The organism is Sulfurimonas sp. (assembly GCF_050296975.1).
Taxonomy (GTDB): domain Bacteria; phylum Campylobacterota; class Campylobacteria; order Campylobacterales; family Sulfurimonadaceae; genus Sulfurimonas.
In genome coordinates, this window is the sequence record NZ_JBNKRX010000008.1 from 1 (window position 1) to 26,384 (window position 26,384).

At 33.8% G+C, this 26,384-nt stretch carries 29 protein-coding genes; 12 read left to right on the forward strand and 17 right to left on the reverse strand.

Annotation, left to right across the window (positions count from 1 at the left end; translation table 11 throughout):
* The first annotated feature begins 245 nt into the window (after positions 1 to 245).
* Together ACQY56_RS01850 and ACQY56_RS01855 are read left to right on the forward strand one after the other, a co-directional pair.
* Positions 246 to 1,061 carry an RHS repeat-associated core domain-containing protein gene (locus tag ACQY56_RS01850; protein ID WP_428737712.1) on the forward strand — a complete coding sequence of 272 codons (816 nt, stop codon included), beginning with the start codon at positions 246 to 248 and terminating at the stop codon, positions 1,059 to 1,061.
* A 9-nt stretch (positions 1,062 to 1,070) separates the two neighbouring features.
* Positions 1,071 to 1,490, forward strand: a complete 420-nt coding sequence (locus ACQY56_RS01855; RefSeq protein ID WP_428737711.1) for a hypothetical protein — start codon at positions 1,071 to 1,073, stop codon at positions 1,488 to 1,490.
* Here ACQY56_RS01855 and ACQY56_RS01860 read toward each other — a convergent pair.
* Genes ACQY56_RS01860 through pgsA form a run of 4 tightly spaced genes read right to left on the reverse strand, consistent with a single transcriptional unit; the run spans position 1,487 to position 3,908 of the window.
* On the reverse strand, positions 1,487 to 1,675 hold the full coding sequence (locus tag ACQY56_RS01860; RefSeq protein ID WP_428737710.1) for an IS3 family transposase: 189 nt from the start codon (positions 1,673 to 1,675) through the stop codon (positions 1,487 to 1,489). The genes ACQY56_RS01855 and ACQY56_RS01860 overlap by 4 nt on opposite strands.
* A complete protein-coding gene (locus tag ACQY56_RS01865) occupies positions 1,629 to 2,303 on the reverse strand; it encodes a YggS family pyridoxal phosphate-dependent enzyme (RefSeq protein ID WP_428737709.1) in 675 nt (224 codons plus the stop codon). The genes ACQY56_RS01860 and ACQY56_RS01865 overlap by 47 nt, the downstream gene beginning before the upstream one ends.
* A 1-nt stretch (position 2,304) precedes the next feature.
* Complete coding sequence (rseP, locus tag ACQY56_RS01870; protein WP_428737708.1) at positions 2,305 to 3,357, reverse strand: RIP metalloprotease RseP; 1,053 nt, start codon at positions 3,355 to 3,357, stop codon at positions 2,305 to 2,307.
* Complete coding sequence (gene pgsA / locus ACQY56_RS01875) at positions 3,357 to 3,908, reverse strand: CDP-diacylglycerol--glycerol-3-phosphate 3-phosphatidyltransferase (RefSeq protein ID WP_428737707.1); 552 nt, start codon at positions 3,906 to 3,908, stop codon at positions 3,357 to 3,359. The genes rseP and pgsA overlap by 1 nt, the downstream gene beginning before the upstream one ends.
* 80 nt (positions 3,909 to 3,988) lie before the next feature.
* Between pgsA and ACQY56_RS01880 the strand changes: the two genes are divergently transcribed.
* The 7 genes from ACQY56_RS01880 (at position 3,989) to ACQY56_RS01910 (ending at position 9,607) form a co-directional block, all read left to right on the forward strand.
* Complete coding sequence (locus ACQY56_RS01880; protein ID WP_428737706.1) at positions 3,989 to 4,615, forward strand: class I SAM-dependent methyltransferase; 627 nt, start codon at positions 3,989 to 3,991, stop codon at positions 4,613 to 4,615.
* 112 nt (positions 4,616 to 4,727) lie between these two features.
* Entirely contained in the window at positions 4,728 to 4,979 is a 252-nt protein-coding gene (locus ACQY56_RS01885) for a hypothetical protein (RefSeq protein WP_428737705.1), read from the forward strand.
* Positions 4,976 to 6,310: a DUF3373 family protein gene (locus ACQY56_RS01890; protein WP_428737704.1), complete on the forward strand. Its 1,335-nt coding sequence runs from the start codon at positions 4,976 to 4,978 to the stop codon at positions 6,308 to 6,310. The genes ACQY56_RS01885 and ACQY56_RS01890 overlap by 4 nt, the downstream gene beginning before the upstream one ends.
* A gap of 40 nt (positions 6,311 to 6,350) precedes the next feature.
* Positions 6,351 to 6,623 carry a hypothetical protein gene (locus ACQY56_RS01895; RefSeq protein WP_428737703.1) on the forward strand — a complete coding sequence of 91 codons (273 nt, stop codon included), beginning with the start codon at positions 6,351 to 6,353 and terminating at the stop codon, positions 6,621 to 6,623.
* 60 nt (positions 6,624 to 6,683) lie between these two features.
* Positions 6,684 to 7,979 (forward strand): hypothetical protein, encoded by a 1,296-nt coding sequence (locus tag ACQY56_RS01900; protein ID WP_428737702.1) that lies wholly within the window; start codon positions 6,684 to 6,686, stop codon positions 7,977 to 7,979.
* 9 nt (positions 7,980 to 7,988) lie between these two features.
* Positions 7,989 to 8,870, forward strand: coding sequence for a metal ABC transporter substrate-binding protein (locus ACQY56_RS01905; protein WP_428737701.1), 882 nt, complete (start codon positions 7,989 to 7,991; stop codon positions 8,868 to 8,870).
* On the forward strand, positions 8,861 to 9,607 hold the full coding sequence (locus tag ACQY56_RS01910; RefSeq protein ID WP_428737700.1) for a metal ABC transporter permease: 747 nt from the start codon (positions 8,861 to 8,863) through the stop codon (positions 9,605 to 9,607). Before ACQY56_RS01905 ends, ACQY56_RS01910 begins: the two co-directional genes overlap by 10 nt.
* A 36-nt stretch (positions 9,608 to 9,643) precedes the next feature.
* Here the strand turns inward: ACQY56_RS01910 and ACQY56_RS01915 are convergent, their stop codons facing one another.
* The 8 genes from ACQY56_RS01915 to ACQY56_RS01950 all read right to left on the reverse strand — a co-directional run bounded on the left by ACQY56_RS01915 (position 9,644) and on the right by ACQY56_RS01950 (position 18,710).
* Entirely contained in the window at positions 9,644 to 10,420 is a 777-nt protein-coding gene (locus ACQY56_RS01915; RefSeq protein WP_428737699.1) for an enoyl-ACP reductase, read from the reverse strand.
* 2 nt (positions 10,421 to 10,422) lie between these two features.
* Complete coding sequence (dapA, locus tag ACQY56_RS01920) at positions 10,423 to 11,316, reverse strand: 4-hydroxy-tetrahydrodipicolinate synthase (RefSeq protein WP_428737698.1); 894 nt, start codon at positions 11,314 to 11,316, stop codon at positions 10,423 to 10,425.
* A gap of 45 nt (positions 11,317 to 11,361) precedes the next feature.
* Entirely contained in the window at positions 11,362 to 12,612 is a 1,251-nt protein-coding gene (locus ACQY56_RS01925) for a M16 family metallopeptidase (protein WP_428737769.1), read from the reverse strand.
* A gap of 104 nt (positions 12,613 to 12,716) precedes the next feature.
* Entirely contained in the window at positions 12,717 to 13,775 is a 1,059-nt protein-coding gene (locus tag ACQY56_RS01930) for a quinone-dependent dihydroorotate dehydrogenase (protein ID WP_428737697.1), read from the reverse strand.
* 95 nt (positions 13,776 to 13,870) lie between these two features.
* On the reverse strand, positions 13,871 to 14,404 hold the full coding sequence (locus ACQY56_RS01935) for a hypothetical protein (protein WP_428737696.1): 534 nt from the start codon (positions 14,402 to 14,404) through the stop codon (positions 13,871 to 13,873).
* 99 nt (positions 14,405 to 14,503) lie between these two features.
* Positions 14,504 to 15,514: a virulence RhuM family protein gene (locus ACQY56_RS01940; RefSeq protein ID WP_428737695.1), complete on the reverse strand. Its 1,011-nt coding sequence runs from the start codon at positions 15,512 to 15,514 to the stop codon at positions 14,504 to 14,506.
* 62 nt (positions 15,515 to 15,576) lie between these two features.
* On the reverse strand, positions 15,577 to 16,635 hold the full coding sequence (locus tag ACQY56_RS01945) for a restriction endonuclease subunit S (RefSeq protein ID WP_428737694.1): 1,059 nt from the start codon (positions 16,633 to 16,635) through the stop codon (positions 15,577 to 15,579).
* Positions 16,636 to 16,694: 59 nt separating this feature from the next.
* Entirely contained in the window at positions 16,695 to 18,710 is a 2,016-nt protein-coding gene (locus ACQY56_RS01950) for an HsdM family class I SAM-dependent methyltransferase (protein ID WP_428737693.1), read from the reverse strand.
* 276 nt (positions 18,711 to 18,986) lie between these two features.
* On the opposite strand from ACQY56_RS01950, the gene ACQY56_RS01955 reads away from it, so the two are divergent.
* Positions 18,987 to 19,550 (forward strand): DJ-1 family glyoxalase III, encoded by a 564-nt coding sequence (locus ACQY56_RS01955; RefSeq protein ID WP_428737692.1) that lies wholly within the window; start codon positions 18,987 to 18,989, stop codon positions 19,548 to 19,550.
* Position 19,551: 1 nt separating this feature from the next.
* Positions 19,552 to 20,091: a DUF4136 domain-containing protein gene (locus ACQY56_RS01960; protein ID WP_428737691.1), complete on the forward strand. Its 540-nt coding sequence runs from the start codon at positions 19,552 to 19,554 to the stop codon at positions 20,089 to 20,091.
* A gap of 1 nt (position 20,092) precedes the next feature.
* Here ACQY56_RS01960 and ACQY56_RS01965 read toward each other — a convergent pair whose 3' ends face one another.
* The 5 genes from ACQY56_RS01965 to murJ are packed head-to-tail and all read right to left on the reverse strand — an operon-like array spanning position 20,093 to position 24,395.
* Positions 20,093 to 21,004 (reverse strand): class I SAM-dependent methyltransferase, encoded by a 912-nt coding sequence (locus ACQY56_RS01965; protein ID WP_428737690.1) that lies wholly within the window; start codon positions 21,002 to 21,004, stop codon positions 20,093 to 20,095.
* 21 nt (positions 21,005 to 21,025) lie between these two features.
* Positions 21,026 to 21,301, reverse strand: coding sequence for a type II toxin-antitoxin system RelE/ParE family toxin (locus ACQY56_RS01970; protein ID WP_428737689.1), 276 nt, complete (start codon positions 21,299 to 21,301; stop codon positions 21,026 to 21,028).
* Positions 21,291 to 21,545: a prevent-host-death protein gene (locus tag ACQY56_RS01975; protein WP_428737688.1), complete on the reverse strand. Its 255-nt coding sequence runs from the start codon at positions 21,543 to 21,545 to the stop codon at positions 21,291 to 21,293. The genes ACQY56_RS01970 and ACQY56_RS01975 overlap by 11 nt, the downstream gene beginning before the upstream one ends.
* 56 nt (positions 21,546 to 21,601) lie before the next feature.
* A complete protein-coding gene (gene cysS / locus ACQY56_RS01980; RefSeq protein WP_428737687.1) occupies positions 21,602 to 23,002 on the reverse strand; it encodes a cysteine--tRNA ligase in 1,401 nt (466 codons plus the stop codon).
* A complete protein-coding gene (murJ, locus tag ACQY56_RS01985) occupies positions 22,989 to 24,395 on the reverse strand; it encodes a murein biosynthesis integral membrane protein MurJ (RefSeq protein WP_428737686.1) in 1,407 nt (468 codons plus the stop codon). Before murJ ends, cysS begins: the two co-directional genes overlap by 14 nt.
* Before the next feature lie 80 nt (positions 24,396 to 24,475).
* Here murJ and ACQY56_RS01990 point away from each other — a divergent pair, with 80 nt between their 5' ends.
* Entirely contained in the window at positions 24,476 to 26,380 is a 1,905-nt protein-coding gene (locus tag ACQY56_RS01990; RefSeq protein WP_428737685.1) for a flagellar assembly protein A, read from the forward strand.
* Positions 26,381 to 26,384: the final 4 nt, after the last annotated feature.

The following is a 26,384-nucleotide window of genomic DNA, read 5'->3' on the forward strand; positions in this document are numbered from 1 at the left end:
TTATAATATTCATGAAGTTCATAATATTGATACAAATAAAGTTGAAGGTAGTTTTCAATATTTGGAAATAGATGAAAAAAATTTACTAAGTGCTATTAGTAAAAACTCTAATTTTAAATTTGAAGTTGATAAAGAAAAAAATAAGGTTTTATTTTTTAGTAACAAATAGAGAAAATTTTCTTCCCTCGTCCCCAATGTCCCCGTTGGTGATGCATAGAAACTAAACAAAAAAGGAGAAACCAAAAATGTGCAAACCACCAAAAAACATTTCTCCTTTTTTATCGTCTACACAAGGAACTCTTACAAAAGTAGATGGCACCATAACAGAGAAATACCTCTGGGCAAATCTAACAACACTACTAGCAACATTAGATACAAACCACAACATAGTAAAAGAGATAACATACGACACTTATGGTAATATACTCCAAGACTCAAATCCAAGTTTTAAAATACCATTTGGATTTGCAGGTGGATTACAAGACCAAGACACACAACTAGTACACTTTGGTTACAGAGAACTAGACACATATACTGGTAAATGGACTACTAAAGACCCTATAGACTTTAATGGTGGGGATAGTAATCTTTATGGGTATGTGCTTAATGATCCTGTTAATTTGGTGGATCCGAGTGGGTTAATGTCTACACAAGACATTATTGCATCTTCACCGTTCCTATATCATTATTTTTTTGGGTTAGGTCAAACTATGAATATATCACCTTTTTCCTCGTTAGGAAGGTTATTACAGGGAAATCTTTCTACTCAAATTTTAGATATGAAAAATGAAGCTATCAAAGATGCACGACAAGTATGTGGAGAATATAATGGGCATTACTCTCGTGCATATGATCTAACAAATATTCCTGAACTATTTTCTTTAGGAAATGGTTCCATTTTTGCAGAAACATACTGTAATAATGGATTGTGTCTTATGCACTTTTATATTAGAGATGCTTTTACAGATGCTTTAGATATTCATGACCAATGGCAAGGAAATCAAGATATTGGTATTCCATATAGAATTAATTTTGATAATTCAACTAGATTTAGCTATTAGGAGGGATTTATGACAGTTTTTAAAATAACGTTTTATATATGGACTTTGGTTATTTTTTGGAGCTTATTTTTGAAAATATTTTCTAATATATTGAACACTATGGATATTTTATTTATAATTTTTGCATTTTCTATTTTATATGCAGTCTATTTAATGTATAAAAATATTGTAAAAGCTCAAGAATATATTAAAATAAATTTAATAATCTTTTGGATCTTATTTGGATTTGAGAAAATCTATGTTTTTCTTTACAGTAGTTATATATTTATATCTAAAAGTGAAATATCAAGTGATGTACCAATGGCAATTGTATTAGTATATATTAATACTTTTGTTACTTTAGTTCCACCAATAATTTTATCTATTATCTTAATACTTTCACGAAGTGATCTGTCAACCCCACATCATACTAAGAATAAAAAACTCTAAGCAACTATTTCCTTTCGTAACATATTTTCTTTAGCCATAAAGTTTTCAAACTCTACAGGCGATAAATTATTATTTGCACTATCTATCCTTTTTCTATTGTAAAATAGTTCAATATATTCATCATCAATATAACATTTTTTATTTATTAAACATAACAGAGCCAAGACGAACCATATTTGAACCACATTCGATTGCTAGTTCAAAATCTCCACTCATTCCCATTGAACAGTATTTTGCATCTGAGATTTGTTTGAAAATCTCATGTGTAATTTCAAAACTTTTTTTGATGATATTTGTATCGTCACTATGTGCACCAATGCTCATAACACCTTTTAGATGGATGTTTGGACAAGTACTTATGATCTCGTTGTATGTAGCCAAAGCATCTTCAGGTATAACACCGTGTTTTGAGTCCTCTTTAGCAGAGTTGATCTGAAGTAGACAGTCCATAGTAGTGTTTTTAGCTTCAAGCTTTTTATTTAGCTCTAGTGCCAATTCAAGTGAGTCAAGTCCTTGAAACAAAGCAGGGTTTAGATCAATAAGGTTATTGATTTTATTTTTTTGCAGGTTGCCGATAAAGTGCCATTCTAGTGGAAGTTCTTCAAGTTCATTTGTTTTTGTTTTTAAGTCTTGTACTTTATTTTCACCAAATGCACGTTGACCTATTTCGTATAGTTTTTGAATCTCATCAACTTGTGAGTATTTACTAACAGCTATGATTTTAACTATATGATGATCGCTTACTTTGAGTCTAGCTGCTTCAACACGACGGATGATATCATCTATATATATTTTATACTCTGTTTGTGTCATCTTAACCTGCCAATCTATTGATATCGTTATAAAGACCAAGCCCCATAAGTCCAAAAAGAATTACCCACCCAGCAATGGTTAGATTCATCATCACTTTTTCACTAACTTCACGACGGAATATCATCTCGTAAATGTTGAACATGATATGTCCACCATCAAGAGCAGGGATTGGGAGTAAGTTTAAAACCCCTAAGTTTACAGAGATGAGTGCTGTAAAGAAAAACAGACTTATCCAACCAACTTTACTTGCATCAGATGTAAGTTGCACGATGCTAATTACACCACCAAGTTGATCTGCTGGAACTTCACCAAAGATTAGCTTTTTAACACTTGTAAATATCACGGTACTTGCAAAAACAGTTTGATCATACGCGTATACAAATGTTCCAAAAAAACTTAACTCCTTTGGATGTGTAACTCCAGCAGCAGTGATACCTATCATCTTTCTTTGTACACTCTCACCATACATGTTATGTGTCTCTTTAAGTTCAGGAGTTAAGATAATCTGATGTAAGTTATTTTCACGTTTGATATCTAACGTTAAAGAGTTGTCAGATTCTGCAATGATCTCAGACATCTCATTCCAACTTTTAATTTTTATACCATTGATGGAAAGAATTTCATCTTTTGCTAAAACTCCAGCTTTATTTGCTGGAGAATCTTTTACAATCTCTCCAATTACAGGAGAAAGCTCTTGAATGCCGCCTAAACCTATAGCAAAATACAAAACAAACGCAAGAACAAAGTTTGCCAAAGGTCCGGCAAAAAGTATGAAGATTTTTTGTAAAGGTGTTTTTGAGTTATAACTATCTGGATCGAATGATTTTTTTGTAGGGTCTAGGTCATCTTGCCCTTTCATACGAACATATCCACCAAGAGGGATGAGTGCTATACTCCATTCCGTTCCCCATTTTTTTATAGTTGCAACACGTTTTCCAAAACCGATGCTAAACACTTCAACATATACACCCATAAGTTTTGCCGCTACGTAATGCCCAAGCTCATGGAAAAAAATTAAAGCCGATAAAACTAATAAAGATACAAAGATACCCATTAAATCTCATCTCCTAAAAGAGCTTTTCTAAACTCCCACATGTATTCAAGTCCAGAATAAACTGTTAAAAATACAGCAAACCAAAGTATCTCATTGCCATAGTTCCAGTGCATCAGTAAAAAACCAATAGCTATCATTTGAGCAACTGTTTTTACTTTTCCAGACCAACTTGCTTTTATGCTAAGTCCTTCACTTACTGCTACTGTTCTTATACCTGTGATGAAAAGCTCACGAATGATGATAATGTAGATCGCCCAAGCAGAAGCCTCGCCAACCATCATAAGTCCTAAAAATGCTGCTAATGTAAGCATCTTATCTGCAAGTGGATCAAGTATAGCCCCGAGCATAGTCATCTGATCCCATTCTCTTGCGATATACCCATCGAAAAAATCTGTGACACTTGCTAGAACAAATAAAAGTGATGCAAAGTAGTAGTTCCAAGTGATGTCATAGCCATTGTCAGTAAAAACTTGTGGATTTAAAATAACCCAAAACATAAGTGGTGCCAATAAAATTCTAATAGATGCTAAAAAATTTGGTAAATTGAGCAAAAAATTCCTTCATATACAAAAGTTATTGCGATTTTATCTTATAAATACTTATCAATCCTTGATATGATACAATTAGCCTTATGAATCAAACTTGCAGACTCTGTGACTCACAAGCAGAATTTTTCCACCAAGATACACAAAAATATTATAGATGTCCAACATGTAAAGCAATCTTTACTGCAAAAGAGGATTTGGTTAATTTGGAGAGTGAAAAAGAGCGTTATGAACTTCACGATACCGAGATAGATGAAGGGTATAAAAAGTTTGTTTTCCCCATAACATCAAATATTCTTGAAGATTTCTCTTCTACTGTAAAAGGTTTAGATTTTGGATCAGGACGTTCCGAAGTTATCTCAAAAGTACTACAAGAACATGGGTATAGTGTTCAAAACTTCGATCCTTTTTTTTCAAACAAGCCAGAACTACTGCAACAACAGTATAACTACATAAGTTCTTGTGAGGTGATTGAACATTTTTATAAGCCTAAAAAAGAGTTTGAGCTATTGGCCTCTATGCTTTTAAAAGGTGGTAAATTATATCTAATGAGTGAGATATACAATGACTCTATGGATTTTGCATCATGGTATTACAAAAATGATCCTACGCATGTTTTCTTTTACACGCAAGATACTTTTGAATGGATAGCAAATGAGTTTAATCTTGTATTGCAAAAATGTGATAAAAGGTTAGTCATATTTTCTCATTAAAATCTTTTCCAACTTTAACAAGATAACACTGATTTATAATTGTTATAATATTTACTAATCATTATCTAAAGCATATATATAATTTTCGTTCATTTTATTGAAAGGAAATAACATGAGTTTAAGTAATAGAATATTAATCCGTTTTTTAAAATTAGTAGTAGCCATCTATGGTTACAGAACAAAGAAAAAACTTTATAATAAAGTAAAAAAACCACAAGTAAAACCAGTGCAAAAGCAAGTAATCAATTTAGAACATTTAAAACAATCAAATCTTTCTGGTTGTATCAATTACGATAAATTGAAAGAGGCTTTTTTAAGGGAATACCACCTTCTGCACTCCTCAATAGTAGGATCAAAAATATGAATGTAGCGAAAATGATTATACTTAGCTCATTAGTAGCTACGGCGTCATTATCTGCTGCAACTTTAAACCAAAATGTACTCAGTAAGATTGATATAGGAGCTGATTATAGATTTTCTGTTGATAGCTTAGGGTATAAAATGGCAAGTGGAAATGAGTATAAAAATAATGCTCTTTTAACAAATAGACTCTGGCTAATGTTAGGGTATACAGAAGACAAACATCTTTCATTTCACTCAAAAATAGTGTACAACAAAGTATTTGGTCAACCAGTTGTTAGTAATGTAGCTTTTGATGGTTTTGATTGGTTTGGTTCAACTACAAATACAGACAATCAAGTACGAATTAAAGAGGCATATATTGATTATAAAGATGACAAATTATTTGGTGTAAATATAGGTTGGGACTTTGGAGTAGGACGTCGTCCAACAACGTACAATAAACTTCTTAGTTTTAGAGATGATGAGGCAGCATCATCTCCACTCGGGCATATCGTTTCAGCTGAATTTGATGGTGGACATCTTGGGTTTAATTTGGAAAAACAGATAGGAATCAAAGGTTTTCGAGTTAAATTGGCAGCTGGAAGAGGTCTAAGTAGTATAGATTCTAGTATCTCTCCAACTCCAGTTGCATCATCAGGTGAAAATATCAATATGTTTGCAATTAATGTAGTGACGTATGCTAATAAAAATCTTCATACAGAACTGCAAGTTTTACGTGCAACAAACCTTGTAGATATAACAAATGCAGGGTTTGATAATACAGGTACATTTAATGCAGCTAATTATGATCCAACTTTAAAAACTGTTGGTGATATAAGTTTGGCAAGTTATATGGCAATGTATAATATAAGCAGTTTAAAAGATACAAAGGTTTTTGCTTCACTTGCTTTATCACAAACTGATCCAAGTAGTGGTGAAACTATGCTTGGAAGTGCTGATAAAAAAGTAGGAACAAGTATTTGGATAGGGACACAGTTCCCGTCGTTGATATCTTCAAAAGGAAAATGGGGTGTAGAGTATAACCATGGCAGTAAATACTTTCGCCCATTTACATATTCTGAAGATACGACGGTTGGCTCAAAACTAGCTACTCGTGGTGATGCTTATGAGATATACTTTACAGAACCATTATATAAAGGACTTTCATGTCAATTACGAACGACATATATTGACTATAAATACTCTGGAAGTAATGGCTTTTTTGGTTCTCAAACAGGGACACCTATGGCTCTAAGTACACTTTCTAGTGCGATGTATGCTTCAAGTGATTTAGCAGATTCTGTTGCAGATAGTGCATATGACTTTAGAGCATATCTGCGATATAGATTTTAATTGTAAAAAATCTCTTATAATAGTTTCGTTATAGTTGCGTATGCGAAACTATTTATCTAAATATGTAGGTATTATACTCTTTCTTGCAACCTTAATGGGGTCGTTTCACCATCATGATGATGGGCGGCAACATGAAGATTGTCAAGTATGTACTCTTCAATCAACAATGCTTGATTCAGATGTGCCACAAACGAGTACTTTCCTAACATATTTAGAAAATTTTAGCGAAGCTATTGTTACACCACTTTTTTCTGTTTATAAAGTGGAATATATCTCAAACGTAAACTCTCGTGCACCTCCGCAATTCTCTTAATTTATAAAAAATAAAAACAAATTTAGTATTAGAACAATTATAAAATGAAAGAGGATATTTATGTATAAAAAATTTATTTATTTATCGCTATTTGCATCACTATCATTATTTGCCGATAGTGAAGTTGATAAGCTTACAAGTGCAAGTATGGATAGTTTTTCTCAAAAAAGTTATCTCCCAGATATTTCACTTATTTTAGATGCAAGTTATGTAACTAGAAACAAAAAAGACGAGGAGTTAACTCACTTAGAGATACCAGGAATTGCACACGGCATTATGGGTGAGCACTCTCATGGTGATGGAGTTTCCCATGCCCCACTAAATGCGCATAATGGATTTAATCTTAACTATGCAGAACTTGCACTACAAAGTGTAGTTGATCCATATTTTTCACTTACAGGTATTTTCCACTTAAGTGAAAATGGATTTGAGATTGAAGAGGGATTTGCAGAAACAACCTCTCTTGGATATGGATTAAAAGCAAAAGTTGGTAAGTTCAAATCAGATTTTGGGCGTATCAATGTTCAACACCAACATGTTCAAGATTTTTCAGATATGCCACTTGTCTATGTAGCATTTTTAGGTGAGCATGGGATCGATGATATTGGTGCACAAGTGCAGTGGACATTACCAACAGATACTTATGTGATGGTTGGGTTTGAGGCTTTGCAAGGAAAAAATCCATCTATGTATGGAGTGGACGCGATTGTACCAGCTGGTGATGAAGAGACGATTGCGGTAAGTTCACCAGATCAGCCAAACTTACTTGTTGGGTATGTTAAAAGTTCATTTGATCTTGAAAATACAACCTTTCTTTATGGCGCGTCAATGGCGTATGGAGATAGCAGGATAGATCATTTAGATGATGAAGAACCACATGCATTTGCTGGTGGAAGTTATTTGTATGGGCTTGATTTGACTATCAAGCACTACTTTGATTCATACTCTTATTTAACATTTCAAGGGGAGTATCTTTACCGTGATATGGATGGAGATATGTACACATATACAGATAGTACGCAAACAGATTTTAATGTAAATGCAACAACTAAAAAACAAGCTGGGTACTATGCACAACTTGTGTATGCGTATAATCAAAATTGGCGTGTAGGTGCAAGATATGATGAGATCAATAAAAATGATGTAACAGTTAATAATGTAGCACAAGATTTAGAGGATAAATTTAACAGATATTCTGCGATGATTGATTACTCTACAAGTGAGTTCGCACGTTTAAGACTGCAATATAATCGTAACTATGCAATGATTAGTGAGGAAAGTAAAAAACAAACAATAGATACTGTAATCTTGGAGTTAAATCTAGCTATTGGTGCACATGGTGCGCATAATTTTTAGGAGTAGGGTATGAAAAAGATTTTAATAGTAATGCTTTTAACCTCTATCTCCCTTGTAGCTAAAGTAAATGTTGTTACAACATACGCTTATTTAGGTGAGATTGTAAAAGAGGTTGGTGGAAGTCATGTAAAAGTGAATGTTTTGGCAAATCCAAAATTTGATCCACATTTTATAGTTCCAAAACCATCTTTGATTACAAAACTTCGCAAAGCTGAACTTTTAGTTTTAAATGGTGGACAACTTGAAATAGGTTGGTTGCCACCACTTTTACGTGGTGCTCAAAATAGAGCTATCAATGTGGGTTCTAAAGGTTTTGTAGATGTAAGTGGTGTGATTCACATGATCGATAAACCAACAAATGTTTCACGCTCAGGGGGTGATGTGCATCCAGATGGAAATCCACACTTTGCACTTGATCCACACAATATGATTCCTATTGCAAAACTTATCACTAAAAAATTGGTTATGCTTGATAGTGCAAATCAAACTGCATATGAGAAAAACTTACAGAGTTTTATAACAAAATGGAGTAGTTTTTTAGATCAATATGATGCAAAAATGGCAACATGTAAAGATACAAAAGTTGTGCAATATCATGAATTGTTTAACTATTTTCTAAAACGTTATGAGTTTACCTTAGTTGGAAATATTGAGCCATTACCTGGAATTTCACCAAGTTCTAAAGATGCACTGAAAACAATTAATCTTATGAAAGATAATAATGTTAAAATTATTTTACAAGATGTGTATCATGAGAAAAAAACAGCGCAATTTATTGCAGATGAAACAGGTGCAAAAGTACAGCTTATTCCACACGATGTTGGAAGTGTAGAAGATACTGATACACTGGAGCATTTTTATAACATAATAGAAGAAAGATTATGCAGATAATAGAGATTTTTTGGCCAGCGTTTACGCTGGCTATTTTACTTGTATATATACATGCTATTTTTGGTATAGAGATCATCCGCCGTGGTGTAATTTTTACCGATCTAGCCATTGGACAGATTGCAGCTATTGGTATGGCTTTGAGCATTACATTTTTAGATGGAAGCTATCAAACACTCCTTGTTTTGACATTTGCAATTTTTGCAGCCTTGGCAATTGCATGGGCAAGTAAAAATCTCAAAAATGTAGAAGCATTTATAGGACTTTTATATGCCCTTGGAATCTCTTCTATTATGATAATCCTTGCAAACTCTGCTGAGGGGATAGAGATATTTTCAAAGCTCAGTGCTGCTGATATTTTATTTACTTCAAAAAATGAACTCTATACAAGTGTGATGTTTTATATCCCTATCTCTTTAGTGATGTTCTTTTTCTATCCAAAAACAAAAGGATTTTTAAGAGAAATCACCTTTTTTATAATGCTTGCACTCACTGTAACATCATCAGTACAAAGTGCAGGTGTACTTGTTGTTTTTGCACTTTTGATAGCTCCAGCATATATGGGGATTGTACAGAAAAAACTGCATCCTCTCATTGTTGCTTGGATAAGTGGAGTTATAGCAATAATTACAGCTCTTATTGGTTCATATCATTTTGATCTACCAACTGGGTACAGCATTGTTTTTGTAATGGTCGCTTTATCTATAGTTTTTGTAGTTATAAAAGAGAGAAAAGTTTAAGAGGAGTAAAAGTAGGGGTTTACCTACTTTTATGAATTATTGAAACGTTGTTCCACCGTCGATGATAAGTGTATGACCCGTGATCCATCCAGCTTCATCGCTACATAAAAATTTACAAGCACCACTTAAATCTTCAGGGAATCCCATTCTGTTTAGAGGGCTTCTTCTTTCTGTTTCAGCACGAACTTCAGCATAGTTTGGAAATGCACGAAGCGCATCAGTGTCAATTGGTCCACCACTTACTGCATTTACACGAATGTTTTTCTCGCCAAGCTCAGCAGCAGCGTAACGTACCATCGCTTCAACAGCAGCTTTGTTTGCACCATGTCCTGCATAGTTTGGAGTGTAGATTAAGTTACCCGTTGAGCTCATAGAGATGATACTCCCACCACCAGCAACTTCAATTCTTTTTGCAGCTTCTTGTGTTCCAACAACAAAAGCATCTACTGTTGCTGTCCAGATGTTATTTAAACCTTTTGGTTTAAGTCTCATAAATGGACCAAATCCACCAACAACAGCACGACCAGAGATGATAGCATTTGAGATAAAAAAGTTTAAAGATTCAAAATCTTCATCAAACTCTTTAAATACATCTTTATAAGTGTCAGGTTCTAAGATATCGAGTTTATACGCACGAGATTTTACACCGTATTTTGCTTCAACATCTGCAACAATTTCATTTGCAGTATCTGCATTTGATGCGTATGTAAAAGCAACGTTTGCACCAGCCTGTGCAAATGCATAAACGATCGCTTTACCGATACCGCGAGTACCACCACTAATAAAAAGAGTTTTACCTTTAAAATCTGTCATATTTACATTCCTTTAATGTCGTAATTTTTCATCACTTCTTCAATTTTTTTCATATTTTGAGTACTTGGAGCAACAAGTGGCAGACGATACTCTAAAGTATCTAGTAGTCCTGCAATGTACATCGCTGCTTTGATTGGTACTGGGTTTGATTCACAAAACATTACACTATTGAGTGGATAAAGTTTGTCATTGATCGCACGTGCACCTGCAAAATCACCACTAAGTGCACGTTTAACAAGCTCTGATTTTAGATCAGGCATAAGGTTTGATGTTACAGATGTAATTCCAGCACCACCATTTGCGAGTATTGGGTAATCAATAGCATCATCACCAGAAAATACTTTAAAATCAGGTCTTTGTGAAAGCAGGGCAGTTACACGCTCTAGGCTTCCAGTTGCTTCTTTAACACCATAGATATTTGCTACATCATCAAAAAGTCTGATTGCAGTCTCTGGCAAGATATCTACACCAGTACGCCCTGGAACATTGTAAAGCATAAAAGGAAGCTCTGGTACAGCTTCTGCGATAGCTTTGTAGTGTTGGTACAGTCCCTCTTGAGAAGGTTTGTTGTAGTACGGGCTTACTGAAAAGATAGCATCAACGCCACATTTTTGTGCAAATTTTGCAGTCTCTATAGCTTCGTGTGTAGCGTTGCTTCCAGCACCTGCAAGAACTTTAACACCTGTGCCTTTACAAACCTCTACCGCTATCTCAATACAACGAATATCTTCTTCATGAGTAAGTGTAGCACTTTCACCTGTGGTACCAACTGGACACACTGCATCCATACCGTACTTGATCTGTCTCTTGATTAGATCAGCGTACTTTTGCTCATCTAATTTTCCATTTCTAAATGGTGTGATCAATGCGGTTGAAGATCCTGTTACTATGTCCATAAAATTGTTCCTTTAAAAATAATGTGCAATTATAGCTAAAAAGTTTTATTTTTTTAATATAACCGTAGTTGATTTGTTAAAATCGAAGTACTTGTTTGCAACCTTTTGCAACTGCTTTGGCGTTATGTTCTCTACGTTTTTTTGGTAGTTAAGTAGTGGTGTGATGTCTCCACGAACAAGATAACTTCCATAAAGATTTGCAACACTTGTTGAGCTCTCTAACGAGTAAATAAAGTCAGATTTTGTATTTATTTTTACTTTCTCTAGCTCCTCTTTAGATACCTTCTCTTTTTTCAAAAGTTTGATCTCTTTGAGTAGCTCTTTTTCAACATCTTTAGCTTTTACACCAGGGTTACAAGTTGCTAAAAATATAAACAATCCCGGATCGGTATTTTCCATATTGTAAGCATATACAGAGTTTACCATTTTCTTTTCATTGACAAGTTTTTTATACAGACGAGAACTTTTCCCAGAGTAGAGAATTTCAGAGATAACACTCAGTGTTGTTTGATCTTCGTTTTTAAAGTCTGGAATATGAAAAGTGATAGCGATCATCTCAACTTCACTCTCTTTATGGATAGTTACTCTTTTTGCACCATTTTGCTCAGGTTCTATAAATTTTACTTCTGGAATATCTACACTGTTTTGGATATCTCCAAATATTTTTTGTGCTTGTGTGAACACTTTTTTAGGGTCAATATCACCAGTTACCATCAGTATCGCATTTTGCGGTTGGTAATAAGTTTTGTGAAAATCTTGAATGTCTTCAATCGTCCATGTACGGATGTCATTCATAAACCCAATCGGTGTCCAGTGGTATGGGTGGTAGATGTAGGCATTGTTAAAAAGTTTAAAGTAAAGAAAACCTAGTGGGTTGTTGTCTGTTCTCCAACGACGCTCCTCTGTTACTACATCACGCTCAGGTTGAAACTCTTCATCTTTGAGTGTCAAGTTTTGCATCAACTCTGCAAAAAGCTCTAATGATTTTCCCATATTGTCAGAACTTGATTTGATAAAGTAGTGTGTATAGTCAAAACTAGTAGATGCGTTGTTAACACCACCGATGCTTTTAACCTCTTTGTCAAACTCTCCAGCTTGAAGATTTTTACTAGATTTGAAGTTCATGTGCTCTAGCATGTGAGCGATCCCAGTTTTTCCCATAATCTCGTTACGGCTTCCAACTTTGTAGAAAATATCTGTACTCACTACATTTGTTCCATTTTCCATTGGAATTACAACAACTTGAAGTCCGTTATCTAAAGTTTTCGTTTTGTATGCTGGAAGAATATCTCCCATATTTACGTTCTGCATTCTGCTCATTGTACTCTCTTTATCTATTTTATCTATATTTGAAGAAAAAATTATTGTTGCACTAAGTGCTAAAACAATTAGGTTTTTAATCATTTTCTATCTGCCCCGATAGCTTCAGTAATGTTGCTGTAACCATCAGCTTTTAAAAGCTCTAGCAGCCCTTTGTTGATGTTCATGATAAGATCAGGTCCGCCAAATATCATAGCGCTGTAAACTTGTACTAAAGATGCTCCAGCTTTGATCCTTTTGTATGCTTCTTCTGCAGAATCTATACCACCCACAGAGATAAGTGTCGTTTTACCGTATAACTCTTTTGCGATCGCCTCAAAAATTTTAAAACTTTTCTCTTTTAAAACTGCACCGCTTAAGCCACCGATATCTTTAGGATTTTTTACAAGTGAATAGTCGATCGTAGTGTTTGTAGCGATGATCCCATCAGCACCTTTTTCAACTGCTAACTTTGTGAGTGCTACGGCATCTTCTTCACTCATATCTGGAGCAATTTTAAGTAAGATCGGCATATCTGTAAGTGCTTTTGCCTCATTAAAAAGTTCAGAAATGAAAGCTTCGTTTTGTAGATCGCGAAGACCTGGAGTGTTTGGCGATGAGATGTTTATAACAAAATAATCTCCTAAACCGTCAAACGCTTTGATCAGGTGTGTATAGTCATTGATCGCTTCACTCTCAGGTGTGATCTTGTTTTTTCCGATGTTGATCCCGATAGGTGTCGAGAATGGATAACGCTCTTTAAGACGCTGCACAACTTTAAAAGCACCGTCGTTGTTAAAGCCCATAGCGTTTTGGATAGTTTGCTCTTCTACGTGACGAAACATTCTAGGTTTTGGATTTCCCTCTTGTGGTTTTGGAGTGACAGTCCCGATCTCTGTGTAACCAAATCCTAACGTTTGAATACCTCTGATCATCGTTGCGTTTTTGTCAAACCCAGCACCAAGTCCAACAGGGTTTAAAAAAGTACGCCCAAAAAGCTCTTGGTTTAAGATAGGATCGTTTATGAAATGTGATTCTAAAAAAGAGTTGAACGGTAGTTGTGAAATGTTTGGAAGTCTAAGCACAAACTCTGCGATATGGTGTGCATTCTCCGGTTGAAATTTGAAAAGATAAGGTTTGAACAAGTTGTAATCTAGCATAGTCATCCACTTATTGAAAATAAGAGTGATTATACTCAATTAAAGGTAATAGTTTGATTATACTGCATTGGAGAGGGAAAAAGTTTAATAAGCTTTTAAAAAGAGTGATTGTCCCTATAGAGTTTAGTTCTAGAAATACTTATATTATTTCTTGCATTTTCGGGACAAATATAAAAGTCTAAGTCTCGATAACTCCAAAGATATAATTTCTCATTTTTATAAAATACAGCATGAGAATTGAATTGATATTCTTCTGATGCTATATATACTGAATATAAAAATGAATTGACATAAGCATAATTTACATTATATTTTTGAAGCCTGTCCAATATCAAAATATTTTTATAATAATTAGCTGAGAGTAAAAAGAATACAAGGAACAAAAAATTATAGGCTAAAGGTGAATACCCCTTAATATATTGAGACCAATATCTATAGGTTAAAAATGTAGTTAGACTTGTCAAAAGTAACGAAATAATAAAAGGTAATACTAAAAATGGAAAGAATTTAGCATAAAAATCAGGGACTAGTAGAAGTAATGGAGGAATTAAAAAAGCACCTAGTAAATTGATATTATAAAATGAAAACAGTGCCCAAAATAGATATGTTTGTAATAGTGTCTTTTTCATTTGAAAGTCCTTTTATTTAAGTTTAACGCTTGACTTCACTGACAGTTATCTATTCAGTGCTAGGTTTTGTTATATGAATTACGACTTATCTATATTGTACTACTTGTTTCTCTCTAAAACATTTTTCATCTCTTTATCAAAGTCTGATTCTATTTTTTGTATTTTATTAAACTCTTCATATTCACTAAATGCTTTTTGTTCGGCTTGAGTTCTTGAGATACTTCCTTTATCCTCAAGTATTTTATATTCATTAAATTCAAGAAATTTATTAACTGAGTTTGCTAAACTCTCCATTGTAAAAGTTGTGTGATTTTTTATAATTCTTTCAATATAATCAAAGTAGCCACTTATCGCACTCTCTAAGTTTTTTATCTCTTCAACACTTAGATAGTTCTTTGCTATAACTGTATCTGATTTTAACACTCTTCCATCGGGTGAATTTTTCCAAGTTTGCAAGCCCATAAATGGTTTTGTTTGGTCTGCACGATTTTCTATGATTTCTGCTGATGTTTGCCCACTGATTGCAAAATGAAATTTATTTTGAACAGTGGCATAAAAATCTTTTGTGATTTGAGAGTTTTTATCATAATCTATACTACACTCTGCAAATATATCTGTAATTTGTTGATATATCCGTCTTTCACTTGTTCGGATTGAACGAACGCGTTCAAGTAGTTCTTTAAAATAATCTTTGCCAAAATAACGACCGTTTTTCATTCTATCGTCATCCATGGCAAAGCCTTTGATGATATACTCTTTGAGTATTTTAGTTGCCCATATTCTAAACTGTGTAGCTTGTAAAGAATTTACACGATAACCAACTGATAAAATAGCATCAAGGTTATAAAACTTTGTATTGTACTTTTTCCCATCTTCGGCAGTATGTGCAATTTTTGCACTAACTGAATCTTCTTCTAATTCTTGACTTTCAAATATGTTTTTTAAATGTTTTGTAATTACTGTTCTATCTACACCAAAAAGCTCGGCTATTTTTTTTTGGGGTAGCCATAGAGTTTCATTGTGTAGATATGTTTCTACTTTTATATCACTGTTTGGTGTTGTATATAGCAAGAAGTCAGTTAGTTCATCTTTTATTGTTAGGTTATTCATCACATTGTTCTCCATACTTTTTATAATCATAGCATCTAAAATTTATATCATTAAAAAGCATGTCATTTTGTAACATTTAGCTTTCTGTCAGTATATAAAACAACATCTTTTATAACTTGCTTTTGAATTGCTGATATAAAAGTTTCCATCATTTTATAGTCAGGTTGATTATTTGTTACTGCTAAATTCATTGGTTGCTTATTTATAATATCAACATTAAAACTAGATCCTCCCCAAGAAAATGAACTAAAAGATTTTCTCATTGTTGAGATAAAAAACAATGCATTTTTTTTGTTAAATTGAGAATTTTTTGGTTTTAAAATTTTTATCTTATCCCCTGTAAAGTATGGATTTTCTTGATAGAACATAGTAGCTGTATCTTGTCCAAAGGAAATAGTATTGCCATCATTTAAGTATTGTATATCTTCATTTATATAACCTCTTTGACCATTGTTTGAACCTTGTCTAACAACATAAGGAAACTTTCCATTATCTAAAACTTTTACTTTATTTGCATCAAACCGTTTTTTGTAAGAATCTACATTAAATTGTGTATCAATGTTGAATTCTTTAAACTTGATTTTTCCTTTTTCAAAATCATCTAAAGCTTTTTGTTCTTCATCTGTTAAAGTATAGTCTTTTAATCCACAAGCTTTTAAATAAACATCTAGTTGTGATATTTGTTCTTTTTCAAGTTCTGTTATAAAAGTTTCTATAAAATTAAAATCTATTTTTTTATCTTTCGTTGGTAGTAGTATTGGAGTTTTATTCATAGCTTCACGATTAAACTTATTACCGTAATCAAATTTTTTAGATGTAGCTACTCTACATGCAGAAATTATTACATTAGCAATAGCTCTATTAAACGGTTTAATTTTTGGTACTAAATGTTGAATATGGGAATATCCTATAAAATTATTTTCTTGGTAAAACATTGTTTCTGCACCAAGTGTTGTATCTGAACAAGTTATTGAATTTCCTTTATTGTTTGCTTTCATATTTGAAAACCCCATAACTCCATTATCAATTGATGAATTTGAAATTAAAGGAATATTTCCATTTTCAGATATTATTTCTTCATTCTTTAATTTATAATATTTTGTCGGATTTATATCAAACAAATCACCTAACTTATATTCGCCCCACTCAACATTTTCTAATTTTTTGTTAAGCGGGGTGTCTACTTTCCCGTATCGCCTTTAGATTTTAAAATATTTGAAACTTCCCAAGAGAGATAATCACTCACAGTTTTTTTGAAGTCTTTCAAAGTTGGTTTTGTATCTATGATTTTGTGTTGATCAAAGTTCCAATCTGCCCCATTAGGTGTGATAAAATCTTCTACATAAATATCATCCAAGTTCCAAGTAGCTTCAACTTTAGCATTTTTACCTGCTTTATATATCTTGACAATATCTGAGTATCTTTTTGTAGGATTATCTATCTCTTGTAAGGCTCGGCTTGTTCTTTTATATCCATCATTTCTAAAATCTATAAACTTAACTGTTTGCTCATAATCATGTGCTTTTCCAGCCTCAAACACATAGATACTTGTTTGTACTCCTGCCATAGGTTGAAAGAGATCTGTAGGCATTTTTATACTGGCTTTTAGAGTATGATCTTTTAAAATCTTTTTGTTTGTTTTAACAGCTTTTCCACTTCCAGCACTATCTTGGATAATAATCGCACCCAATCCACCTGTTTCCATATTATCTAAACCAAAAGATATAAAAGGGATACCATTTTCATCATAACTAAAAGGTGGATTTAGTAATAGTTTATTTGCTTTAAAATCACTATAAAGTTTTTTTGGTGTTTTAAAAGTACTCCCTTTATAGATATTTGAGCTTCCATCTCCTCTTAGAATCATGTTTGTTGCTGCTAGTGTAAACATCTCAGCATTTAGTTCAATACCTAAAAGTTGCTTTTTCTTTATCTCTTCTATTTTAGTTTCTGATTGTGTTGTTTTTTTACCATAAAGATTTTGAGCATTTTCTATCATGATTTCCATTGAAGAGATAAGAAAACCAGCTGAACCTGTAGCTAAATCCATCACTCTACTATCTTTATTTACATCAAGAATTGTTGCCATCATTTTAGTAACATACGGAGGAGTTAAAACTATACCTATCTCTTTTCCATCACCCAGAGCATATTTTAAAAACTCTGAGTACATCTCACCCATAATATCAAGATGACCAGCCATAGCATCGATGGATAAAAATATATTTTCATAAATAAAAGTAAAAATTTGTTTATTGGTACTTGCATCTTCTTTTAATAACTTTGAAACCTCTTTATCAAGTTCTGTTATTTCATCTCTTTGTGAGTCTTTTGAAATTTCTGAAAAACTAGATAACATAAGAGATTGTTTTTCAGCTGGAATATTTCTAAAAGTTAAAAACTCTTTTATTTGATTTACTATTTGTACCCCGTCACGTTTTGACTCAGTTTGTATCCCTTTTAAATCCTCTGGAACTAAACCATCTTGAATTTTGTTTCCATCAGTATCAAGAACATTTTGCATTGATAAAAGCATACCCGATACATACAGTACTCTTTGTGGTGCTGTTATATTATGGTTGTGCATAAGTTTATTTAAACTTTTCGCATATTTTTGTAAGGTTGATTGAGAGTTTATGAGAATATCGTGTTTTTCTTCTTCTGTTAAAATGGCATCGTTGTAAAACTCATCAAATGTATCTTGGTTTTCAAGAAAATCAAGAGTTGTTATAGTATCTAGTAGTTTATAAGAGTGTTCACCTGAACCATAAACATAATATACTTTTAATTCAATACAATCATCCGAATCACCAGCAATACCTATAGCAATAACTTCAGGATATTTTCCAGATGCTATCATACCTGTAGCGTAGTACAAAGCACCATTTACAGCAAAATCTTTTATTGAACTTTCATCAAACTTTACCCCATCCTTTGTATCTTTTAGAAGCTTTTTTATTCCAAGTTTATTTTCAATGATAACTGGTGCTTGTTCGTACTTAGTAATGCTAAAGTCAGGCTTACCAAAATTCGTTTTATTTTGAGTTTTTGCTCGCCCTTTTAATGCAACTTTTAGATACTCAGGAATTGCTGATTCTATATGATAATCATTTTGATTTTTTAAACCTAGTCTTTTAAACTGAGATTTAACCCAATCATTAAGATGCTCTTCTAATTTATAATTTGATTGTGCCATTTATTTTCCCAATGTATTTCTTTATATCATGTCTGTAAAGTTTAGATTTGATATTTTAGCTAAAGATTTATTTAATGTTAATTTTGTTTATACAACTATTTATTAGTAGTATATTATATATAACTGAACTATAAAACCACTTAATACTTCATCATTTTTAATGTAATACTATTAAGTTATGTTAAATAGAAATTTGAATCAAGGTTTGATATGAACGTTAATAAGCTTTTAAAAAATTCTCCTGTAAGATAAGAACACTTTTAAAAAAGGATTTTGATGAGTAAAGTGCTTGTACCACTCGCTTGTGGTTTTGAAGAGATCGAAGCGGTAACAATTATAGATGTTTTGCGACGTGCGGAGATCGAAGTTTTGATCGGCTCTATCACAGGAGATCCTTATGTTGAAGGTGCACATAAAATGTTTGTGCAAACCGATTGTATCGTTGAGAGAGTTACAGCAGATATGATCGATATGATCGTACTTCCAGGTGGCTGGGGTGGTACTTTAGCTTTGGCAGAAGATGCGTATGTGCAAACGCTACTCAAAGATATGGATGCAAAAGGGAAAGAGATTGGTGCTATATGTGCAGCGCCTTTTGCACTTCATAAAGCTGGTGTATTAAAACAAAATTATACTTGTTATCCTGAGATAGAAAATGAGATCAGGCTTGATGGTTTTGTAGGCGATAGGGTGATGGTTGTTGAAGATGGGAATGTTATGACATCCCGTGGTCCTGCAACTGCTATGTGTTTTGCATTAGAGATTGTAAAAAAGCTCAAAGGTGCAGAAGTATATAATAGTGTTAAAAATGGTCTTTTGGCCAATTATTGCGGAGAATAATATGAAGTGGATATATGCAGTTTTTTTAACGATCTTTTTAGTTGGGTGTTCAACGGTAGATGTCAATGTAGACTATGATCAGCAGTATAAATTTTTAGAAGTAGATTGTTTTGCAGTCGAGCATGAAACAAAACAAGGTGAAAGCACTTTAGTAAATGACAGAATCACAACAGCGATCAAGCAACAGATCACACAAAAAGGGTATCAAAACACCTCTACAGCAGGACTTGTTTTTAACTACTTTTACAAAGCACAAGACAAAAAAGACTTTCAAACAAGTTACGGTTTAGGGACTGGTTTTGGAAGACTTGGTTGGGGAGGCGGTATGATGGTCTCAACAACCGATACTTACGAGTATACAGAGGGAACTTTAGTTATAGATGCACTCGATGCTAAAACAAAAAAAATAGTGTGGAGAGGTGTTGGTGTGCTTGAACTAAGAGAACAAAAAACTCCGCAAGAAAAAACAGAGTATGTCAACTCTATAGTTGCAAAAATCTTAGAAAAATTCCCATCTAAGATTGTACAACAGGAGAAGTAAGTTACTCTCGAACAAACACGAGGTTTTTCAAACTTCGTGTCTCATCTGCACTTTTAAACGCTTCTAAATTATCTAAACGTTTCTCAAACTTAAATGTTGGAGCAAGTTTTGCGATCATATCGATGATGAAATCACTCTCTAACTCTGGCGAGTTTAAACACGCTAAAAGTATACAGTTTTCATTTGCTAGTTGAGGCAGTTTAGTGATGATCTTTTCATAATCTTTTGTTGCTTCAAAACTGCCACGCTGAAAACTTGGCGGATCGATGATGATTAAGTCATACGGACCTTTTTTCTTTAAAGCACTAAATGATTTTAAGATGTTGTAGGGCAGAAAACTTACCCCTTTTGGATCAAGAGAGTTGATCGAGTGGTTTGCCATCCCGATCTTTAGTGCGCCTTTTGACATATCTACATTGACAACACTTTTAGCACCGCCAAATTTTGCAGCAACTGAAAAAGCACAGGTGTATGAAAAGAGGTTTAAGACGTGTTTGTCTTTTGCATGTTCACGCACAAAGGAGCGACCGTTTTTCATATCTGGAAAGTAAAAAGTGTTTTTATTTGAGAGGAGATTGAGTTTGAGTTTCATTCCATTTTCTAAAATGATTAGATCCTCTGGAACTTCCCCGCATAACACTTCACTAGGAGCACCTTTTATATAGCGGCGTTGCACAACTAAAGTAGAGTAGTGAGAGTTTATAACAAAGTTTGTAAGCATCTCAATAAGTTCTGCTTCATTTGATTCTTCAAAATAAAAAGCAGCGTTGATGATCTCACTATTTACACTGTCGATCGTAAGGTGTTTTAAGCCCTCATAAAGCCCACCACGCCCATGAAAAAGGCGTTGAAACTCCTCTGTTACATTTGGAAGTTTAGATTCTAAATATGTTTGTAATTCAGTTATTGTCATAAGTCATATCCATTAATAGTTTTAATACACTTCATCATGTGAACCTATCTCTACAGGGATAATTTCTTTTTCAATAATGATCAGTTCAATTGTGATTCGATAACTGATGTTTATAGACACAGAATGAAGATCTGAAAGTTTTCCAGATAGTTTGTGCAGTCTCAAAGATGGATGATGAGGATTTACTTCTAAGAGTTTAATGGTCTTTTCATATTGGGAAAGTACTTCAGGATGTCTTTTAATGAATTTTCGTAAGCGCTTTTCATATTGCTCTGTAAAGATTAACTTATAGATCATTATGAAGAGCCTCGATATGTTCCTCAGCTGTTAATGTTTTTGCTTTTCCCTCTTCTATCTCTTTATGAGTTTGAATAAGTGCTGCTTCAAGCTCACACTCTCTGAGATAATTATAATGTTCAAGATCCATCACAACGTATTTTGATTTACCACGTACACTAATGATCGCTTCATCTTCTAGCTTCAATGCCTCATCTAGTATAGTAACACCACGTGTTTTTAGATCATTTGCCATAATAGTCATATTTTAGTCCTTTTAATAGTACTTTAAATAGTATTATATCGCATATTCTTAAATAGTTATACTTTTTCCCAGAATGTTCCCGCAGGTGTATCCATGATCTGTACACCAAAAGCTAAAACTTCATCACGCAGTTTATCTGAGAGCTCAAAGTTTTTCTCTTTTTTGGCTTCGTTTCTTTGTTCGATCAGGCTCTCAATCTTTGTTTTTGTGTTTGCATCGATCCCAAACTGAAAATACTCAAACGGATTTTTTACACCAAAGCCAAGCACAGTTTCGATATAAGCTAAATTTGCCATCGTGTGACGTTTCAACTCTTTGTGTTTTCCCGCTGTATCGAGTGTTTCGTTTGCAGTAGCTACCATCTCATCGATCAAAGATAGTGCTTTAGAGATATTAAGATCATCGCTAAGTGCTTCTAGTAAACTTTTTTGAAACTGAGTTTCTTCATTTGATTCTGCCAAACCAAAAAGGCGTTTTTTCAGTCTGTAGATTTTATCCAGACGTTTTTTACTTACCTCTAGGTCTTGAGTATTAAAGTTAAAGTTTGAGCGGTAGTGCGTACTTAAAAGATAAAAACGTAACACCTCTCCATCATACTCTTTAAGTGCATCTTTTAAAAAGAAACTGTTGCCTAAAGATTTACTCATCTTTTCGCCGTCAATATTTACAAAACCATTATGTATCCAGTATTTTGCAAGTTTATGATCGCTTGAACAACGTGTTTGTGCCGCTTCATTTTCATGGTGAGGGAAAAGTAGATCAGCCCCTCCGCCGTGAATGTCGATCGCATACTCTTTGTCTTTATATGCAAGGTGTTCTTCGATCATTGCAGAACACTCTAAGTGCCACCCTGGACGTCCTGCTCCAAAAGGACTAGGAAATGTTACAGAGCCATCTTTTACAGATTTCCAAAGAGCAAAATCGGCTGGGTTTTTCTTTTGATCAGATGATGCTACACGGTTTTGTTTATCGTCTTCATCTTGAACACGGTTTGAAAGGGTTAAATACTCGCTGTCACTTGAAGTGTCAAAATAAACATCACCCTCTGTAGTTTTATATGCGTGCCCTTTGTCGATCAGCTTTTGGATCATGGCAAACATCGCTTCTAAATTTTCAGTCGCTTTTGGCTCTAAATCTGGGCGTTTTACACCAAGGGAGCCCATCTCTTTATGAAAAGCTTCAGTATAGAAGTCCGTAATAGTTTTGATATCTTTTTTTTGCTCGATCGCTTTTTTGATGATCTTATCATCTATATCTGTAATGTTTCTAGCGTATGTTACTTCAAGGTTATTTGCACGGAGAACTCTTGTTAAAAGATCAAATACAAGTGCAGATTTTGCATGACCTAGGTGTGCATCATCATATACGGTTGGACCACACACGTAAAGGGTTGCTTTTCCCTCTACAAGTGGGATAAATTCGAGTTTCTCTTTTTTTACAGAATCATATAAATGCACTGATAAAATCCTTGAAAATTAATAATAAAATAGTTAGTACGATCGAACTAAACAATAAGTATATAAGGTATTTTGATCGAATTATATCTAAAAAGTTTTTGAGCCCGAAAACTCTCACTGTCAAGATAAAACTCACAAACCCTCCGATCGTAGATGCAAGAGCCAGTCCTCCAACCCCTAAAGGCTGTATGAGTGCGAGTGCAGAGACTACATAAGCTACCAGTGAAGCTGTGGCAATTTTTGCAGCACTTCCTTGCATCTGTTTTGCATAGAGCCAAAGTACCAGCAGTTTTTGTAAACCAAAAGGGATAAGTCCGATCATATACATCATAAGTACATATGAGGTGTTTTGTGTATCGTTTGTATCAAAAGCGCCGTGCTCAAACAATAGCCAAGTGATCTCATGAGAGAGTATCACTCCGCCGATTGTGCTAAAAGTGAGTAAAAATGCTAAAAACCAAAACGCTTTTTTGAGGTTTGCAAGTGCTTGTGTTTCGTCATTGTTTTTAAGATAACGTGCAACACGAGGAAATAGAGCGATCGAAGTAGCTATAGCAAATAATGCTAAAGGAAGCTGGAAAATTCGATTTGCATAGTAAAGGTAAGAGATGCTTCCAGTGAGTAAAAAAGAGGCTAAAAAAGTATCTAAAAATGCAGAGACTTGAGCGGTTGAATTTCCCCACATAGCAGGGAAAAATTCACGTTTAAATTTTGAGGTTTCTTCTTTAATTTGCACACTTTTAGCTCTTACGTGTTTAAAGCCTCCAAATGCGATCTTAAAAAGTCCTAGTTTTTTAATAGCTAAGATGTGCACGAGTAGCTGTAAAACCCCACCAATGACAACTCCAAAGCTCATATAGTAAACTATAACACTATCACTTTTTTCCTGTGCTAAAAGCAGGGCAACAATGAGTGAAATGTTTAGCAGTGCTGTAGCAAACGCTGTTGTGGCAAAATGGTTTTTGTACTGTAACATCCCACTTAAAAATGTCATAGCAAAAATCAGTGGCAAGTACCAAAAATTGATTGCAACATAAGGGGCTGCGATCTCGATCGTCGAGTCTGAAAAACCAACTGCGATTGCCTTAGTAAAAAGTTCTGGAACTAGGTTTACTAAAAGGGTAATAATTAAGATGATCGAAAGAAATATAAGAAAAATATTTGCAGAAAAAACAGCCTTTTTTTTAGCCCGTGCAAAAGCTGGTATAAACACCTGTGTAAAAGCACCCTCAGCAAAGATACGGCGAAACAAATTAGGAAGTTTAAAAGCGATAAAAAAGATGTCAGAGTAGATACTTGCACCTAAAGTTGAAGCAGTAAGCAAGTCTCTTATAAATCCTAAAATTCTTGAAAATAGTACCCCAAAACTATTGGTGAAAATCGCTTTAAACAAGGCATCTCTTTTATTTTTACAAAATTTTAACAAAACTTTGGTTAAAATGGAGAACTTAAAATTTAAAATATGGTTGGTCAATGGCACTATTTGGTTCTAAAAAGAAAGAACATGCTTTAAAAAAAGTTCGTCCTACTGTTGTAAGAACACAAAATGTTGCCAAAGAGATATTTAATATTGCCAAATCGTATGACACTGATCCAGAACAGTTAGATTTTAATCTTCTTGGAGTACAAACATACACACGTTTAGTAAAAGATTCTAAAGAGAGTGAATGGGAAGAAGTTCAAGCAGATAAACTTTACGAACTTGATGATACTACTTTACTCAATCCTGAGTACCAAATTAAACAAACTTACGAAATCGAAATTTTTTCAAAATTAAAAGATGGTGATTATTTAGAAAAAGAGTTTAAAAGTGCTGTAGGGGCAAATGCAACAAAGTGTAAAGTTTACCTCAGTGTAGCGGCTGGTTCTAAACTAACTTATGATGAAAAGTTAGAGCACAATTTAAAGCTGCTTATAAACAAAAAGAAAATTCGTGCGGGGATACTTATTGGTATTTTTGATGAGATGGTTGATGATTTTATCTCAAAACTTTCGGCTTCTGCTCGGATTAATTCTGTATATGAATTTCAAAAAGCGCAAACATATCTGATCGCTGAGGGGTTTGAGCCAACAGCGACTATAAATGATGCTTTGATTTTACATTATGAGAACAATAAAGATGTTGATGAGAACCAAAAAGTTGATTACTCTTCAAGAGGCTTTATTCAGAGTGTGAAACAAGATGAACTGCTTATAGAGTATGTGAAACCGAAAAATGGGAAGTATGGAAGAAACTGTCGTGGTGAGTTTATACAACCAACTGAACCAATTGTAGCAAATGAGCCAACTTTTAATGTTGAAGACACTATAAAAGTTGAAGAAACACCAGAATCGATAAAATACATAGCTAAAGAGAATGGGTATATAGCTTACGAAGATAATAAGTACATTATAAAACAAGATGTAGACCTCTCAGAGATAAGTTTCAAAACAACAGGATCGATTTCAAGTGGGGTAGATTCTGATGTAAATATCTCTGTAAAAGAGAGCGATGCTGTGAAAGATGCTATCGGTACTGGGATGGTAGTTGAGGTAACAGAGATTGACATCGATGGTAATGTTGGATCAAATGCAAGGGTGATTGCAAAAAAAGCTACCATTGGTGGGCAAACACATCAATCAGCATTTGTTAAAGCTGATGATTTAGATATCAATGTTCACAAAGGGAAAGCTGAGGGAGAAAATATCCACATCACAAGATTAGAGCATGGAACTGCTAAGGGGAAAAACATTAAAGTTACTCAGGCTTTAGGTGGAAGCCTTTTTGCGAAAAATATCAATATAGAGATTTGTACATCACATGTAAAAGCAACAGCAACACATCTTATAGAGATAGAAAAACTTCATGGAAGTGAAAACACTTTTATAATTGATCCAATGCTTAGTGATGATGTACAAAAAAATGCTCAAGATAATGAAGAGACCATTAAACAACTCGAAATAGAGATACGTGATCTTAAAAAAGAAGCTGAACAATACTCTAAAATGGTAAAAGATGGGATGGGTGCATTTTTAGATATCAAAAAACGGCTTATACATTACAAAAAAAATGGTGTAAAGATGCCAGAAGCGTTTGTAAAAAAATATAAGCAATTTCAAACGATACAAAATCATCTGAAAAAAACTGAAGATACACTTTTGGAAAAACAAGATCGTTTAAATCTTTTAAGTGCAAAATCTTCTACATTTCAAGATAATATCTTTGAAGCAAGAGTTATTAATCGCGGGGAATGGATAGGGTATAACGAGATAAAATTTAAGCTTATCGATCCTCCGATGGAATTAGTGTATAAACCAGCTGAAAATTCAGAAGCAAAAATCTTTGGTATCAAAGAATCAGAAGATGGTGAGTTTAGCATTAGTGCACTGATAGAATAAAAGG